This window comes from Hymenobacter sp. BT559 (genome assembly GCF_017571525.1).
GTDB lineage: Bacteria > Bacteroidota > Bacteroidia > Cytophagales > Hymenobacteraceae > Hymenobacter > Hymenobacter ginsengisoli.
In genome coordinates this window covers 65,779-80,632 of record NZ_JAGETY010000004.1, presented here as the reverse complement: position 1 = coordinate 80,632, position 14,854 = coordinate 65,779, and the positions used below count along the sequence as shown (strand labels likewise).

Below are 14,854 nucleotides of genomic sequence, written 5' to 3'. Positions count from 1 at the left end.
GTAGATAAGCTGCTAAGCCGGCCGGATGCCGAGCTGGTATTGCAGCGCCTGCACGCGAGCCAGAAACTCGGCCGGAGGCGGGCCTGTGGGCCGGGGCGGCAGCTCGGCCCGCTCGGTGGGGGTGCCCAGCTCCAGAAACAGGCGCTCGAGGCCGGCGGGGGCCAGCTGATTCAGAAACCGCGCGGTCTCGCTCAGCACGCGGAAGTTGTGCGGCACCTGGCGAGGCAGGAAGAGGAAGTCGCCCGGCCGCAACTGATGCGTAACATCGCCGACGCAGACTTCCAGCTCGCCGGCCAGCACGTAGAAGCTTTCGTCTTCGTGGGTGTGCAGGTGGCGGGGAGGCGCTGCCCCCTGGCGCATCTCCACTTCAAAGAGGCTGAACAACCCGCCCGTATCGGGCGCAGTAGCCAGAAACCGTAGCAGCCCGCCCATATACCAGCGCAGCTGGCGCGGCGCGGCGGCCGGCACCAGGTAGGGCAGGAGGTTGGTCGGGGTGGATAGGTTGTCAGGTTCGTGCGTTGTACTCATCGGGAATAGGCTAGCGTAGCTGCGTTAAGCCACCCGGCCCCTAGCGGCCGGCCAGGGCGCCGTCCTCAGGCGTGGCGTTTCTGATTTTCGGCACCGTTTGCAGATAAGCCCAAATGGCGTGGGCTTCCTCGTTGGTGAGGGCAGTAAACTTAGGCATGGGTTCATAGAGCGGGCCGTGAGGCGACATACCAGCCTGAATGGCTCGACTGAACTGAGCCTCCGACCAGTCGCCCAGGCCGGTTTCGGGGTCCATGGTTAGGTTGCGGCTCACGCGGGGCTCCAGCTTGTCGCCCAGCATGGCATTGCCCCCGCCAAGGTAGTTCTCCGACTGCTCGGGGTGGGCTTGGTTGATGGTGCTAAAGTCGCGGGAGTGGCAGTAGTAGCACTGGTAGCGAGCTACTACCAGGTAATGGCCCAGGGCTACGGGGTCGGTGGCGGGCGGCGCATCGGCAGGGTGCGCCAGCAGGGGCGTCGGCTTCATAACGGTGTTAGTGAGCGCCTTGGCCAGAAACGATACCTGCTGCGGACCCTGGGCGGTGGGCGTAGCACGCACCAGGGCATCGCCCGAGCGCAAGAAGGCCACGAGGCTAGCCGCGTCTTCATCGCTCAGGTAGGCGAAGTGCGGCATAACCAGGCGCATGCGGCCATCGGCGCCGATACCGGTGCGCAGCAGGCCCACCAGCTGCACGTCGGTCCACTTGCCTATCCCATAAACCGGGTCTTGGGTGATATTGGCCGAGTGCAGCTGGCCTAGGGCAGTGCCAACCTCGGGTAAGGCCCGGCCGCTGAACGTATTGGTAGCCGGGTCGCGGTGGCAGTGCATGCACATCATGGTGGCCAGCTGCTCGCCGTGTGCCAGCCGGGCCGGAGTGCTGGGCAGCACCTGGCCCACCGTTGGCACAGGGTACCGGGGCACCCCGCGCAGGCTAACATAGGCGGCAAAGCCGGCCGCCGCCAGCACCAGCAGCCCGGCAGCCCAGCTCAGCAGGCGTAGCGTTTTTTTCATAGTTGGGAGGAGGGCAACGCCCGCTTAAGGAGATGAAAACCAGGGCGGCAAGTACTACACGCCGCGCCCGAAATCAAATAGCACTTTCGTTCTATCGCTGCCCTCCCCGGCCACCAGCTGCTCCGGAAGAGTGCACAGGCCATTGGCTGAACCTCAGCTACTGTTTCGGAGTTAAGTAAGCCGGAAGCTCCCTTCCGCCAATTCTTCTTTATGCAGCACGAAACTATCCGCACCCTGGGCCAACTCCGCGCCAGTGGTTACCAGCCCCGCACCGTAAAACAAGAGCTGCGGGATAACCTCATCGCTAAACTCAAAAACAAGGAAGACGTGTTTCCGGGCATCTTCGGCTACGAAGAAACCGTGATACCCGAACTGCAGCGCGCCATCCTGGCCGGGCACCACATCAACCTACTAGGCCTGCGTGGCCAGGCCAAAACCCGTATAGCCCGCCTGCTCATCAACCTGCTCGACCCCTTCGTGCCGGTGGTGAAGGGCTCGGAGCTGAACGACGACCCCATGCAGCCGCTGTCGATTTACGCCAAAAACCTCATTGAGGAGAAAGGCGACGACACGCCCATCGAGTGGCTGGGCCGCGATGCCCGCTACACCGAGAAGCTAGCCACGCCCGATGTGACGGTGGCCGACCTCATCGGCGATGCCGACCCCATCAAGGCCGCCACGCTCAAGCTGCCGTACTCGGATGAGCGCGTGATTCACTTTGGCTTGATACCCAGGGCACATCGCGGCATTTTCGTTATCAACGAATTGCCCGACTTGCAGGCGCGCATTCAGGTATCACTGTTCAATATCTTGCAGGAAGGCGACATTCAGATTCGCGGTTTCAAGGTGCGTTTGCCGCTCGATATTCAGTTTGTGTTCACGGCCAACCCCGAGGACTATACCAACCGTGGCAGCATCGTGACGCCCTTAAAGGACCGCATCGACGCGCAGATTATTACGCACTACCCCAAGTCGATTGAAATCGGCAAGCGCATCACCAAGCAGGAGGCGCGCATCAAGGAAGAGCAGCGCGGCCTAGTGACAACCAATGAGATAACCCACGACCTCGTGGAGCAGGTGGCCGTAGAGGCCCGCGGCTCCGAGTTTGTGGATGCCAAGTCGGGCGTGTCGGCCCGCCTCACCATCTCGGCCTACGAGCAGGTGATTGCCGGCGCCGAGCGCCGGGCGCTCATCAACGGTGAAACCACGACTTACGTGCGCGTGGCCGACTTCATCTCGGCCGTGCCCGCCATCACCGGCAAGGTAGAGCTGGTGTATGAAGGCGAGCAGGAAGGCGCGGGCATTGTGGCCGAGAAGCTTATGGGCAAAGCCATCCGCACGCTGTTCCTCAACTACTTCCCTGACCCTGACAAGTCGAAGAAGCTCAAAAACCGCCCTAGCCCCTACAAAACGGTGCAGGAGTGGTTTGGCAATGGCAACACGCTCGACATCCTCAGCGATGCCAGCACCGCCGACTACCGCGCCGCCCTCGACAAAGTGCCCGGCCTGCGCGACATCGTGAAAGAGCTGCACCCCAACGAGGACGTCGAAACGACCTATTTCCTTATGGAATTCCTGCTGCACGGGCTAGCCGAGCACTCGCTCATCTCGCGCAATAAGCTCACGGCCGGCGCCCAGTTCAAGGACCTGCTGTCGTCGATGTTCACCATGCCCAGCTTCGGCGATGATGACGATGACGACGAGGAGCAAAAGCCGCGCCGTCGCCGTTAGGTGGTGGCTGAACGCTAATTATGCAATTACTAAAAAAGGCCCTGCCATTATTGGTAGGGCCTTTTTTAGTGTCCAGCTAAGGTGTAAAGACGAACTTGCACTAAGGTATTAGCCTTGGGCGTCGTCCTTCACCACGATTTTCTCAATCGTGTCATTGGGCTTAATCTGGTCGATTACGTCCAGGCCTTCTACCACTTTGCCAAATACCGTGTGCACGCGGTCGAGGTGGGCGGTATTGTCGCGGCTGTGCACGATGAAAAACTGCGAGCCGCCGGTGTTTTTGCCGGCGTGCGCCATGCTGAGGGCGCCGCGCTCGTGGTACTGATGGCCGCCGCTGGTTTCGCAGTCGATTTTGTAGCCGGGGCCGCCGGTGCCGGGCATGCCCTTGGCGCCGGGCTTGGTGTTGGGGTCGCCGCCCTGAATCACAAAATTCGGGATAACGCGGTGGAAGGTGGTGCCGTCGTAGAAGCCTTTCTTGGCCAGGTCAGTGAAGTTCTTCACAGTATTGGGCGCGTCCTGCTCGTAGAACTCGACTTTCATAACGCCCTTAGGCGTGTGGATTTCAGCGGTTTTCATCGAAAAATAACCTGAAGTGAAGGGTGGGAAACGGCCCAGCTTAGGCTGGCTGGGCATTGCGAAGGTAAACAGCCCGCCGCGGGCCGGGGTTTAAGCGAACCGCCGGGCCTAGCTATTACGTAAGGCTAGCCGGATGTTTTTCCAAACCCTTAATTCTACTCTTTTTTCATGAAGAAGATTTTCTTCCCCCTGGCTACGGCGCTCGCCCTGTCGCTAGGCCTGACCAGCTGCGGCAGCGACAAAACCACCGAAACCAGCACCACCACTACCGAGGCCAGCACCGCTAATCCCGCCGACTCGGTAGCCGCCATGGCCGGCGACTCGGCACGCATGGCCAAGCCCGGCGGCGTAATGGTAGATGGCGTGGCCATGACGGCCGACAAAGACATCGTTGACAACGCGATGGGTGCCAAAAGCGTGAGCACGCTGGTAGCGCTTGTCAAGCAGGCTGGCCTGGTCGAAACCCTGAAGGGTCCTGGCCCCTTCACCGTATTCGCCCCCACCAACGCGGCCTTCGACAAGCTGCCGAAAGCGGCAGTGGCTGCCCTGCAAGACCCCGCCAACGCCGCCAAGCTTAAGGGCGTGCTCACCTACCACGTCATTCCCGGCCGCCTCGTGGCCGCCGACCTCAAGGACGGCCAGGAACTGACTACCGTGAACGGCGAGAAGCTGCACATGATGGTTAAAGACGGTAAAGTGATGGTAGGCAACGGCAAGGATGCCCCCGCAACCGTGCAAATCGCCGACGTAATCTCCAAAAACGGGGTGACCCACGTGATTGATACCGTAGTGCTGCCGCTCGCGAAATAGTACTTAATGGTTACTTGATAAATGGTCAATGGTTAATGTCGTTCTTCAGTTCTGAACGGCATTAACCATTGACCATTTATCAAGTAACCATTTTTACATCCCCGCGTCTTCCGACACGCGCTTGGCGAAGCTGGCCCAGTCTACGTCGGGCTCGCCCAGGGCCACGGTAGCCGTGAGGCGGTCGCGCACAATGTTGGCGAAGGGCATGGGCATGTCCTGCTTATAGGCCTCCTGCACCACAAGGTTCATATCCTTGCGGATGATGGCCGGCGGTGCGCCCACCGGTTGGTAGTGCTGCTCGGCAATGAGCTTGCCGTAGCTCTTGTAAATAGGGTTGTTGAAGAGCGTGCTGGTCAGCATCTCGTAAAAGCCCACGCGGTCGAGGCCGCACTTCTCGGCCAGGGTCAGGGCTTCGGCTAGGCCCTCAATCACGGTGCCGAGCAGGAAATTGCCGCAGAGCTTGGCTACGCTGGCCGCGCCGGGGTCGTCGCCAAAATCGTGCGTGCCCTGGCCGATGGCATCCTGCGCGGGCTTGAGGCGCTGGCGGGCCTCGGCCGGACCCGACGAGCCCACCCAGAGCTTACCGGCTGCCGCCACATCGGGCTTGCCAAACACTGGCGAGGCCACCAGGAACGAGCCGTGAGCGCGGTGTGCTTCGGCCAGGCGGCGGTTGGTGTCGGGCGCCACGGTGCTGCACGAGGCATGAATGGCACCCTGGGGTAGGGTAGTGAGGATACCGTCGGGGCCAGTGGTAAGCTCTTCGAGCGCCTTGTCGTCGGTCACCATCGTGAAGACGATATCGGCCGAACGCACGGCCTCAGCGGGGCTAGCGGCCACGGTAGCGCCTTGCTGGCGCAGCGGCTCGGTTTTTTCGGCGGTGCGGTTGTAAACAGTCAGCGGGAAGCCAGCCTTGAGCAGGTTGGCGGCCATAGCGGCGCCCATGCTGCCCAGGCCCAGGAAAGCAATAGTCATGAAAAGGTACTTGGTTAAAAGAAGTGAAAAGAGGGAGACAATGGCCTCCTAAACCCAGAAGGACGCAGGGGGTTGCTGGTGGGGCCGCTGCCAACCTGCTTATTTTCGCAGCCGATGACGATTTCCTGGACCACCAAACCCTTTGAGGCCCTTACCCTGGCCGAGCTTTACGCCCTGCTGCAGCTCCGCAGCGAAGTTTTCGTAGTGGAGCAAACCTGCCCGTTTCAGGATATTGACGGGCAAGACCAAGTGGCCTACCACCTGCTGGGGCACACCTCAACCGGCGAGCTGGCCGCTTACGCCCGGCTATTTGAAGCCGGGCGCAGCTATGCGCAAGTGAGCATTGGGCGGGTGGTGACTTCGCCCCGCTACCGGCGCGCGGGGCTAGGCCGGCAGCTGCTCACCCAGGCCCTGGCCGAGTGCGAAGCGCGATTCGGGGCGCAGCCTATCAAGATTGGGGCGCAGCAATACCTGCAGGCATTTTACGAAAGCTTCGGCTTCGTGCAGCAAGTAGAAGGCTACCTCGAAGACGGTATTCCGCACCTGTACATGCTGCGCCCCTAGTGTTAGCAGTGAACTGTTCACTGCTAACTGCTCACTCAAAACGCTAGGGCTGCCCGCCGCCGCCGGCCGAGCCATAGACCTGCCCGGTGGCGTAGCTGGCATCGGCCGCAGCGAGCTGCACGTAGATAGACGCCAGCTCGGCAGGCTGGCCGGGGCGGCCCATCGGCGTTTTGCCTCCAAACTCCTTGAGGTTTTCCTGAGTCGAGCCGCCCGCCACCTGCAAGGGCGTCCAGATGGGACCGGGCGCCACGCCGTTGACGCGAATGCCCTTAGGGGCCAGCTGCTTGGCCAGGGATTTCACGTAGTTCATCGTGGCAGCCTTGGTCTGGGCGTAGTCGTAGAGATTGGGACTAGGGTCATAGGCCTGCTCGGAGGTAGTGCCGATGATGGCCGAGCCGGGCGCCAGGTGCGGCAGAGCAGCCTTAATAATCCAGAACGGCGCGTAGATGTTGGTTTTCATCGTGGCGTCGAAATCCTCGGTGGTAAGGTCCAGGATGGACTGGCGCTGCTGCTGCCGGCCGGCGTTGTTCACCACAATATCGAGCCCGCCAAGCTGGCGTACGGCCTCGGCCACTAGCTTTTGACAGAAAGCTTCCTCGCGCAGGTCGCCGGGAATGGCGATGCCTTTGCGGCCTTCCTTCTTAATCAGCGCGATAACTTCCTTGGCATCGGCCTCTTCAGCCGGTAGGTAGTTGATGGCCACGTCGGCGCCTTCGCGGGCGTAGGCGATGGCAGCCGCGCGGCCCATACCCGAGTCGCCGCCCGTGATGAGGGCCTTGCGGCCGGCCAGGCGGCCCGAACCCTTGTAGCTGGTTTCGCCGTGGTCGGGGCGCGGGTCCATTTGGCTGGCTAGCCCCGGAAACGGCTGCGACTGGCCCTTAAACGGCGGCTTAGGATACTTCGTAACGGGATTGACCAGGGCAGCCGGGGTGGCCGCTGCCGGGCTGGCCACGCCCTCGAGGGGCGCCACGGCGGCTACCGCGAGGCTGGCCCCCAGGCCGCCCAGCACAGCGCGCCGACTGAGGTTTTGTTCTTCGTGCATGATGTGGATAAGGAAAATAGAAAAGCGTAGACTGGCTAAACGAGCGGCACCGGGCTACCGTTGCCGCGCTGCCTGCCTTGTCGGGCTTATTTGGGGGGCTAGCCAGGGCGAAAAAAGCGGGCTGCCCGGGTCCGCGTTCAGCCAGGCCGCTGGTACCTTGCGCCGCCATTCACTCTTCGCCAGCTAGCGCATGCGCACCTTCAACTGGGCCATTCTGGGCCTGGGCAACATCGCCCACAAGTTTGCCGCCGACCTGGCCCTGGTGCCACAGGCGCGTCTGCACGCCGTAGCCTCGCGCAGCCTGGCCAAGGCCCAGGATTTTGCCGCTGCGCACGGCGCGGCCCATGCCGTGGGTAGCTATGAAGAATTGCTGTCCGTGCCCGATATCGACGCCGTGTACATTGCCACGCCGCACTCTGAGCACCACGCTCACGCGCTGTTGTGCCTGCGCGGCGGCCTGCCCGTGCTTTGCGAAAAAGCCTTCGCCCAGAACGTCCGCCAGGCTGAGGAAATGGTGCAGGCAGCCCAGCAAAACGGCGTGTTTCTGATGGAAGCGTTCTGGACGCGCTTCTTCCCGGCCATTAAGCAGGCGTTGGAGCTGGTGCAGGCCGGCACTATCGGTGAGGTAAAGCACCTGGCGGCCGACTTCGGCTTCATCACTGATTTTAAGCCCGAGTCGCGGCTATTTGCCCCCGCGCTGGCCGGTGGCTCGCTGCTCGACATCGGAGTTTATCCGCTGTTTATCAGTCAATTATTTCTTGGTGTGCCGGCCACGGTGCGCGCCGTGGCTACGCCCGCGCCTACCGGCGTCGACCAGAATTGTGCAATGGCGCTGGCCTACGCCAGTGGCGCCACAGCCAGCTTGTTTTCTACGATAGCAGCCACCAGCAACAACAATTGCGTGCTTTATGGCGCCACCGGCCAACTGCACCTTATGGGTCGGTTTCATGCCCCTAGCGGCCTGGAAATTCACCGTCCGGGGCAGGAAATAGAAGTAATTCCGTACCCGAAAACCGGCCTGGGCTACCACTACGAGGCCGCCCACGTGCAAGAATGCCTGGCGCAGGGCCTAGCCGAAAGCCCGCTGCTGCCGCTCGCCTTCAGCCTTGACCTGATGCGCACGCTCGACGCCGTGCGGGCCGAAATTGGCCTGCGCTATCCCGGCGAGTAAGGAGGGGCTAGCGCGGTAGCTGCACGGTTTTGCCCTCTTTGATAGACTGCCGGGCCGCGTCGAGAATCTCCACCACCAGCATGTTGGTGGGCAGCGATGAAAGCACGTCTTCGGGCGCGGTGCCGCGCACCACGGCCGCCAGGTAGGCGAAGGGCTCATCGTAGGGCGCCGGGGGCGCGGCCACGGTTTCGTCTTTCGCAGGGTCTTTTTCGGCGCGGCGCACGCGCACATGGTCGCGGTCGAGGGCAATGGCCGAGCCGGTCTGGCCATACACTTCGAGGTCTTTGCGGGCGTAGGGCCAGTTCCACGACGCCTGAATGACGCCTTGGGCCTTGGGGTAGTTGACCAAAATCGTCACGTCGTCCTCCACTTTGGGGTACACATCGGGCTTGATGTGCAAAGCGCTGGCCGTAACCGACAAGGGCCGCTCGCCGTGCATAAGCCAGGTCATGAGGTCGGCGCCGTAGCAGCCAAAGTCGGGCAGGGCCCCGCCGCCATTCTGCACGGGGTCGGTGAGCCAGTCGAGAAACTCCTTATTGACGCCAATTTCCTTGGGGCCCTGGTGGCCGTCGTGGGCCACTATCCGGCGCACATCGCCGAGGGCCTTGTTCTGGACCAGCTGATACACCTCGCGGTTGGAGCCGTACCAGGTGGTTTCGTAGTTGGTAAGCAGGTGAATGTGGTGCTTCTGGGCCAGGGCCTGCATCTGGCGGGCATGGTCCATGTTCACGGCCAGCGGCTTCTCCACCATCACGTGAATGCCTTTAGGCGCGCACGTTTGCACCACTTCCAGGTGCTGGTAGATGCTGCCGAAGGCCGTCACGGCTTCGGGCTTGGTTTTGGCCAGCATTTCGGCCAGCGAGTTGTAGACCAAGGACATAGGCAGGCCGTACTGCTGCAAGTAGCGCTGGGCCAGCTCGCGGTTGGGCTCGGCAATACCCACAATCACGATATCGCCGCGCTTGGCCCGGCCCAGGATGCCGTGCACGTGCGTGTGGGTGAGGCCAGCGATGCCCACCCGCAGCGGCGCCGGGGCCTGGGCTACCGCCAGCCGGCCTAGCAGCAGTGGAAAGAAGAGAGCTACAATGGTGGCCAGTGGCTTGGTAGGCATGGGGCGAGTGGGAGAGGTGCGGGCCAAATACTACCAGTTGGTAGCTGGGGTTGCTTCGGGGGCGTGTAGGACAAAAAAGCTCATCGGTTTTTTGCAGTGCTTCTGGCCCTTACTTTTAGCGGCGCAAGCGCTCCCGCTGGCTTCTCTCTTTTCCCACCCATGCATCTTCTTGGCAAAACCGCGTTACTAACGGCCTGCGCGGCCGCACCGCTGCTCATGTCCTGGCACGCTCGGCCGGCCGCCGAAACCTGGCAAAACCTATTTGACGGAAAAACTCTCACCGGCTGGAAGCGGCTAGGGGGTACCGCCGACTATAAGGTCGAAAATGGCGCCATTGTGGGCACTACCGTGGCCAATTCGGGCAATACCTTCCTGGTGACGGAGAAGGAATACGGCGACTACGTGCTGGAACTCGATGTCAAGATTGATGACCCTAGCAATAATTCGGGGGTGCAAACCCGCAGCCATTTCGACTCGGCCGAGCAGCCAGGCAAGGTCTACGGCCGCCAGGTGGAGGTAGACCCCTCGGCGCGGAGCTGGTCGGGCGGCATCTACGACGAGGCCCGCCGCCAGTGGCTCTATCCCTTGGATTTGCACCCGCAGGCCAAAACGGCTTTCAAGGTAGGCCAGTACAACCACCTCAAAGTAGAATGCCTCGGCAACGAGATGAAAACCTGGGTCAACGGCGTGCCCGTGGCCTACGTGGTGGACCCCATCGACCCGAGCGGCTTCATTGGCTTGCAGGTGCACGCTGTGAGCGACGCCGCCCAGGCCGGCCACAAGGTGTACTTCAAAAATATCCGCATCAAGACCACCGACCTGAAGCCCAGCGCTTTCCCGGCCGATATCTACGTGGTCAACTTTGTGCCCAACTACCTGAATGCCTACGAAAAGCAGCACGGCTGGAAGCTGTTATTCGACGGCAAAACCCCGGCCGGTTGGCGTAGCGCCAAGGGCCCGGCGTTTCCGGCTGCGGGCTGGGAGATAACCGATGGTACCCTGACCGTACAGCCTTCGGCGGGTAAGGAAGCGGCCAATGGCGGCGACATCGTGACCAATGCCGAGTACAGCGCCTTCGACTTGTCTTTCGAGTTTAAGCTGACGCCGGGCGCCAACAGCGGCGTGAAGTACTTCGTGACCCTGGCCGAAAAAACCGAGGGCTCGGCCATCGGCCTGGAGTACCAGGTGCTCGACGATGCGCTGCACCCCGACGCCAAGCTGGGCCGCGACGGCGACCGCACGCTCGCCTCGCTCTATGACCTGAAAACGGCCAATAAGCCGCCGCGCTTCGTGCACCCCATCGGCGAGTGGAACGTGGGCCGCGTGGTAGTGTACCCCAACAACCACATCGAGCACTACCTCAACGGCGCCAAAGTGCTCGAATACGAGCGCGGCTCCAAGGAATTTCGCGACCTGGTGGCCCAAAGCAAGTACCACATCTGGCCCAACTTTGGCGAAGCCAAGGCCGGCCATCTGCTGCTGCAAGACCACGGCAACCGCGTGTCCTTCCGCAGCATCAAGCTCAAAGAGCTGAAGTAGCGCGGACTTTTAGTCCGCGAGTTAACTTATTGACAAAAACCGCACGCGGACTAAAAGTCCGTGCTACATCCCACCCAATCTACCCTAGCCATGTCGCAGCCGCGTCGTCAATTTCTTCAGCAAGTGGCCTTAGCCAGCGCGGGCGTGGTGCTGCCGCGCATCACGTGGTCGGCCAGCAGCTACAAGCGCATCCTCGGCGCCAATGACCGGGTGCGGGTGGGCGTGGTCGGCTTCTCCGACCGCCACCGCAACTCGCACATGCCCTGCTTTTTGCAGCACTACAAGGAGCTGAATTTCGACATCGTAGGCGTGTCCGATATCTGGAGCAAGCGCCGCGAAGAAGGTGCCGCCGCGTGGAAGGAAAAACTAGGCCACCCTATAGCCGCCTACCGCAATAATGACGAGCTCTACGCCAGCAAAAGCGTGGATGCCGTGTTCGTCGGCACCGCCGATTTTCAGCACGCGCTGCACGCCATTGAGGCCGTGCAGGCTGGCTGTGACGCCTACGTGGAGAAGCCTTTTGCCGAAACGATGACCGACAACCGCGCCGCGCTCAAGGCCATCAAGGGTTCGAAGCAGATTGTGCAGATTGGCTCGCAGCGGCGCAGCGGCACCAATTACATGGCCGCCGAGCAGTTCATCAAGTCGGGCAAGTTTGGGCCCATCACGATGGTCGAGCTGACCTGGAACGTGAACCAGCCCGGCCGCTGGCGCCGCCCCGAGCTGGTGGCGCAGCTCCGCGAGGCCGACATCGACTGGAAGCGCTACCTCATGAACCGCCCCGCCGAGGCCTACGACCCGCGCAAGTACCTGGAGTACCGTTTATTCTGGCCCTATTCGTCGGGCCTGCCGGGGCAGTGGATGAGCCACCAGATTGACACTGTGCACTGGTTTACGGGGCTAGCCCACCCGCGCAGCGTGGTGGCCAACGGAGGTATCTACGTGTGGAAGGACGGCCGCCGCAACTGGGATACCCTCACGGCCGTGTTCGACTACGGCCCGGCCCAGGACCTTAGCAGCGGCTTCCAGGTCACGTTTGGCTCGCGTATGCACAATGGCGACGAGCACCCGGCCGAAATCTATTACTCTAACGGTGGCGAGCTGAACCTGATTACTAACCGCGTATCGCCCACTGGTGGCCTCACCAAGCAGCACGCCGAGGCTATGCACATGCAGCCCAACCTGCTGCCCGAGTTCAGCCTGTCGCAGACTGAGGCCGTGGTAGCCTCGGCCAATACCGGCGGCGACGTGCTCACCTCCAACCACGTGCGCAACTGGATGGAGTGCATCCGCAGCCGCAAGCAGCCCCACGCGCCTGTAGAGGCCGGCTACAGCCACTCCATCGCCAATATTATGACCACAGCCGCCGCGCACACCGGCCTCAAAGCCACCTTCGATGAGAAGACGCAGGAAGTAATGGTTGGCGGAAAAGTGTTCACCTACTAAGAATCACGTACCAACCAAAAAAGGACGTCATGCTGAGCTTGTCGAAGCATCTCTACCACGCCGCTAGGGTCAATAACCCAACGATGCGATAGAGATGCTTCGACAAGTTCAGCATGACGTTCTCTCTAGATTAGATTTGTGCCTGCCCTAGTGCCGATTGTCCTCGTCGGCGAGCATGCTGAGGTAGCTCTCGTAGCGCGGCACGGCCAGCTTTCCTTTGTCTACGGCCTCGCGCACGGCGCAGCCGGGCTCGTGCACGTGCTGGCAGTTGTGGTAGCGGCACTGATTGAGCAACGCGCGCATCTCCGGGAAATAACCCGCCAGCTCGGCCGGCGGTACGTCTACCAGCCCCAGCTCCTTGATGCCGGGCGTGTCGATGAGGTAGGTGCCGGGTACTACTTCCAGCATTTCGGCAAACGTGGTCGTGTGCTTGCCCTTGTCGGAAAACGCGCTGATTTCGGCCGTTTTCAAGTCCAAATCGGGCACCAGCTCATTGATAAGGGTGCTCTTGCCCACGCCCGAGTGGCCCGAAAGCAACGACACTTTATTGGGTAGTAGCGCGGCCACTTCAGCCACCTTATCGCCGGTTTCGGCTGAGCACAGTACGCTCGGGTAGCCCAGGCTGGCATACATGCCGGCTATCTGCTGCTGATAATCGAGCGTGTCCTCGTCGTAGAGGTCGGCCTTGTTGAAAATCAGCTTGGCCGGAATGTGATATGCCTCGGCCGTGACCAGAAAGCGGTCGATAAACCCAAACGAGGTGGCCGGCGACACCAGCGTAACGACCAGCAATGCTTGGTCGAGGTTGGCGGCTACGATGTGCGCGTGCTCGCTCTTGTGCACCGAGCGCCGGATGATGTAATTGCGGCGCGGCACGATGGTGTGAATCACGCCCGCGCCCTCAGCCTGCTCGGGCACTTCAAACTCCACCACGTCGCCCACGGCTAGGGGGTTACTTACCTTGAGGCCCTTGTGCTTGAACTTGCCCCGCAGCCGGCAGCGGTGCAACAAGCTGGTTTCGCGGTCGCGCACCACGTACCACGAGCCGGTAGATTTGACGACGATGCCGGTCATCTATAGTGAACAGTTAGTAGTGAGCAATTGAGGGAAAGCTAGCAAGCCAACAGGAAGGAAAACATTGTTCACTGTTCACTGCTCACCGTTAGCTGTGAAAGAATGCGGCCCGTAGCGCCCGCGTGGGTGTGCACGTAGTCGAGGCTCATATCCTGCACTTTCAGACGAGCTTCCTCATTGTAATACAGCCGGTCGAACGCCGCTTCAAGCTGCTGGGGCGATTGCACCGAGAAGGCGCACCCTAGCTGCACCAGTTCCGCAGCTTCCTGGAAGCGCTCGTAGCGTGGCCCAAAAAACACCGGCAGCCCAAAGGCCGCCGCCTCCAGCGTGTTGTGCAGGCCCGCCCCAAACGCGCCGCCGATGTAGGCAAAGCGCCCGAAGCGGTAGAGCTGGCTCAGCATACCTACGTTGTCGATAAGCAGCAGGCGGGCCTCGGCCACGGTAGTCGGGCTGGCCTGCGAGTAGCGCACCGTGAGGCCCGGCAGCGCGGCTTCCACTTCCTGCAAATGCGCCTCACTCACCTCGTGCGGGGCCACGATAAAGCGCATGGTGCGGGCGTGCTTGCGCAGCAGGGGGGCTAGCGCGGGCAGGTCTTCGGGCCAGGTGCTGCCGGCCACCAGCACGGGTGCGCCATCGGCCACGAAGGCTTCGGCCAGGGGCAGCGCGCGGGCAGGGGCTAGCGCCGTGGCCGCTACGGTATCGAAGCGGGTGTCGCCGGCTACGGTCACCCGCTTCAGGCCCAGGCTGCGCAACAGCTGGGCCGATGCTTCGTTTTGGGTGAAGATGTGGCTGAGTTGCCCCAGGATTTCGCGGAAGAAGCCGCCCCATGGCTTGAAAAACACCTGACTAGGGCGGAAAATTGCCGCCACCACTACCGCCGGAATATGTTGCTTGCGCAGCTCGCTGAGGAAGTAGTACCAGAACTCGTACTTCACGAACACCGCCAGCCGGGGCTGCACCGCTGCCACGAAGCGCCGGGCATTATCGGCCGTGTCGAGCGGAAGGTAGAAAACGTAGTCTGCCCCAGGCCAGTTCTTGCGTACCTCATAGCCCGAAGGCGAAAAGAACGTGAGCACAATTTTGTGGCCCGGGTACTGTCGCCGCAGGCCTTCAATGAGCGGGCGGCCTTGCTCAAACTCGCCTAATGAGGCGCAGTGCACCCACAGCCGCGGCGCGGCATCGGCCGCTAGGGCCTGCTCGAGCCGCGGTAGCAGCCCCACGCGGCCCGCTACCCAGGCGGCGGCCTTCGGGTTGAAGGGTGCCACCAGCCGTAGCAGAAGGGCG

General features: G+C 61.9%; 14 protein-coding genes. 6 read left to right on the top strand and 8 right to left on the bottom strand.

All coding sequences use genetic code 11. The features are described from left to right. Positions 1-12 precede the first annotated feature (12 nt). Together J4D99_RS06740 and J4D99_RS06735 are read right to left on the bottom strand one after the other, a co-directional pair. On the bottom strand, positions 13-528 hold the full coding sequence (locus tag J4D99_RS06740) for a quercetin 2,3-dioxygenase (RefSeq protein ID WP_208130953.1): 516 nt from the start codon (positions 526-528) through the stop codon (positions 13-15). A gap of 40 nt (positions 529-568) precedes the next feature. Continuing rightward, complete coding sequence (locus J4D99_RS06735) at positions 569-1,534, bottom strand: c-type cytochrome (protein WP_208130952.1); 966 nt, start codon at positions 1,532-1,534, stop codon at positions 569-571. 210 nt (positions 1,535-1,744) lie between these two features. Here J4D99_RS06735 and J4D99_RS06730 point away from each other — a divergent pair, with 210 nt between their 5' ends. Then, the gene (locus tag J4D99_RS06730; protein ID WP_208130951.1) at positions 1,745-3,265 is read left to right on the top strand and encodes a sigma 54-interacting transcriptional regulator; all 1,521 of its coding nucleotides are present in this window, start codon (positions 1,745-1,747) and stop codon (positions 3,263-3,265) included. Between the two features lie 108 nt (positions 3,266-3,373). Here J4D99_RS06730 and J4D99_RS06725 read toward each other — a convergent pair whose 3' ends face one another. After that, positions 3,374-3,841, bottom strand: a complete 468-nt coding sequence (locus tag J4D99_RS06725) for a peptidylprolyl isomerase (protein ID WP_208130950.1) — start codon at positions 3,839-3,841, stop codon at positions 3,374-3,376. 168 nt (positions 3,842-4,009) lie between these two features. Between J4D99_RS06725 and J4D99_RS06720 the strand changes: the two genes are divergently transcribed. Continuing rightward, entirely contained in the window at positions 4,010-4,651 is a 642-nt protein-coding gene (locus tag J4D99_RS06720; protein ID WP_208130949.1) for a fasciclin domain-containing protein, read from the top strand. A gap of 93 nt (positions 4,652-4,744) precedes the next feature. Here J4D99_RS06720 and J4D99_RS06715 read toward each other — a convergent pair whose 3' ends face one another. Beyond that, positions 4,745-5,623 (bottom strand): NAD(P)-dependent oxidoreductase, encoded by an 879-nt coding sequence (locus J4D99_RS06715; RefSeq protein WP_208130948.1) that lies wholly within the window; start codon positions 5,621-5,623, stop codon positions 4,745-4,747. 114 nt (positions 5,624-5,737) lie between these two features. Between J4D99_RS06715 and J4D99_RS06710 the strand changes: the two genes are divergently transcribed. Further along, complete coding sequence (locus J4D99_RS06710) at positions 5,738-6,187, top strand: GNAT family N-acetyltransferase (RefSeq protein ID WP_208130947.1); 450 nt, start codon at positions 5,738-5,740, stop codon at positions 6,185-6,187. Between the two features lie 43 nt (positions 6,188-6,230). Here the strand turns inward: J4D99_RS06710 and J4D99_RS06705 are convergent, their stop codons facing one another. After that, positions 6,231-7,229, bottom strand: a complete 999-nt coding sequence (locus J4D99_RS06705; RefSeq protein ID WP_208130946.1) for an SDR family oxidoreductase — start codon at positions 7,227-7,229, stop codon at positions 6,231-6,233. Between the two features lie 190 nt (positions 7,230-7,419). Here J4D99_RS06705 and J4D99_RS06700 point away from each other — a divergent pair, with 190 nt between their 5' ends. Beyond that, the gene (locus J4D99_RS06700) at positions 7,420-8,400 is read left to right on the top strand and encodes a Gfo/Idh/MocA family protein (protein ID WP_208130945.1); all 981 of its coding nucleotides are present in this window, start codon (positions 7,420-7,422) and stop codon (positions 8,398-8,400) included. 7 nt (positions 8,401-8,407) lie between these two features. On the opposite strand, the gene J4D99_RS06695 is transcribed toward J4D99_RS06700, so the two are convergent. After that, on the bottom strand, positions 8,408-9,511 hold the full coding sequence (locus tag J4D99_RS06695) for a Gfo/Idh/MocA family protein (protein ID WP_208130944.1): 1,104 nt from the start codon (positions 9,509-9,511) through the stop codon (positions 8,408-8,410). A 159-nt stretch (positions 9,512-9,670) separates the two neighbouring features. Between J4D99_RS06695 and J4D99_RS06690 the strand changes: the two genes are divergently transcribed. Together J4D99_RS06690 and J4D99_RS06685 are read left to right on the top strand one after the other, a co-directional pair. Continuing rightward, a complete protein-coding gene (locus J4D99_RS06690) occupies positions 9,671-11,050 on the top strand; it encodes a 3-keto-disaccharide hydrolase (protein ID WP_208130943.1) in 1,380 nt (459 codons plus the stop codon). A gap of 90 nt (positions 11,051-11,140) precedes the next feature. Further along, the gene (locus J4D99_RS06685) at positions 11,141-12,496 is read left to right on the top strand and encodes a Gfo/Idh/MocA family protein (protein ID WP_208130942.1); all 1,356 of its coding nucleotides are present in this window, start codon (positions 11,141-11,143) and stop codon (positions 12,494-12,496) included. A 147-nt stretch (positions 12,497-12,643) separates the two neighbouring features. Here the strand turns inward: J4D99_RS06685 and rsgA are convergent, their stop codons facing one another. Then, on the bottom strand, positions 12,644-13,570 hold the full coding sequence (gene rsgA, locus J4D99_RS06680; protein ID WP_208130941.1) for a ribosome small subunit-dependent GTPase A: 927 nt from the start codon (positions 13,568-13,570) through the stop codon (positions 12,644-12,646). 68 nt (positions 13,571-13,638) lie between these two features. Next, positions 13,639-14,835 (bottom strand): 3-deoxy-D-manno-octulosonic acid transferase, encoded by a 1,197-nt coding sequence (locus J4D99_RS06675; RefSeq protein ID WP_309509559.1) that lies wholly within the window; start codon positions 14,833-14,835, stop codon positions 13,639-13,641. Positions 14,836-14,854 lie beyond the last annotated feature (19 nt).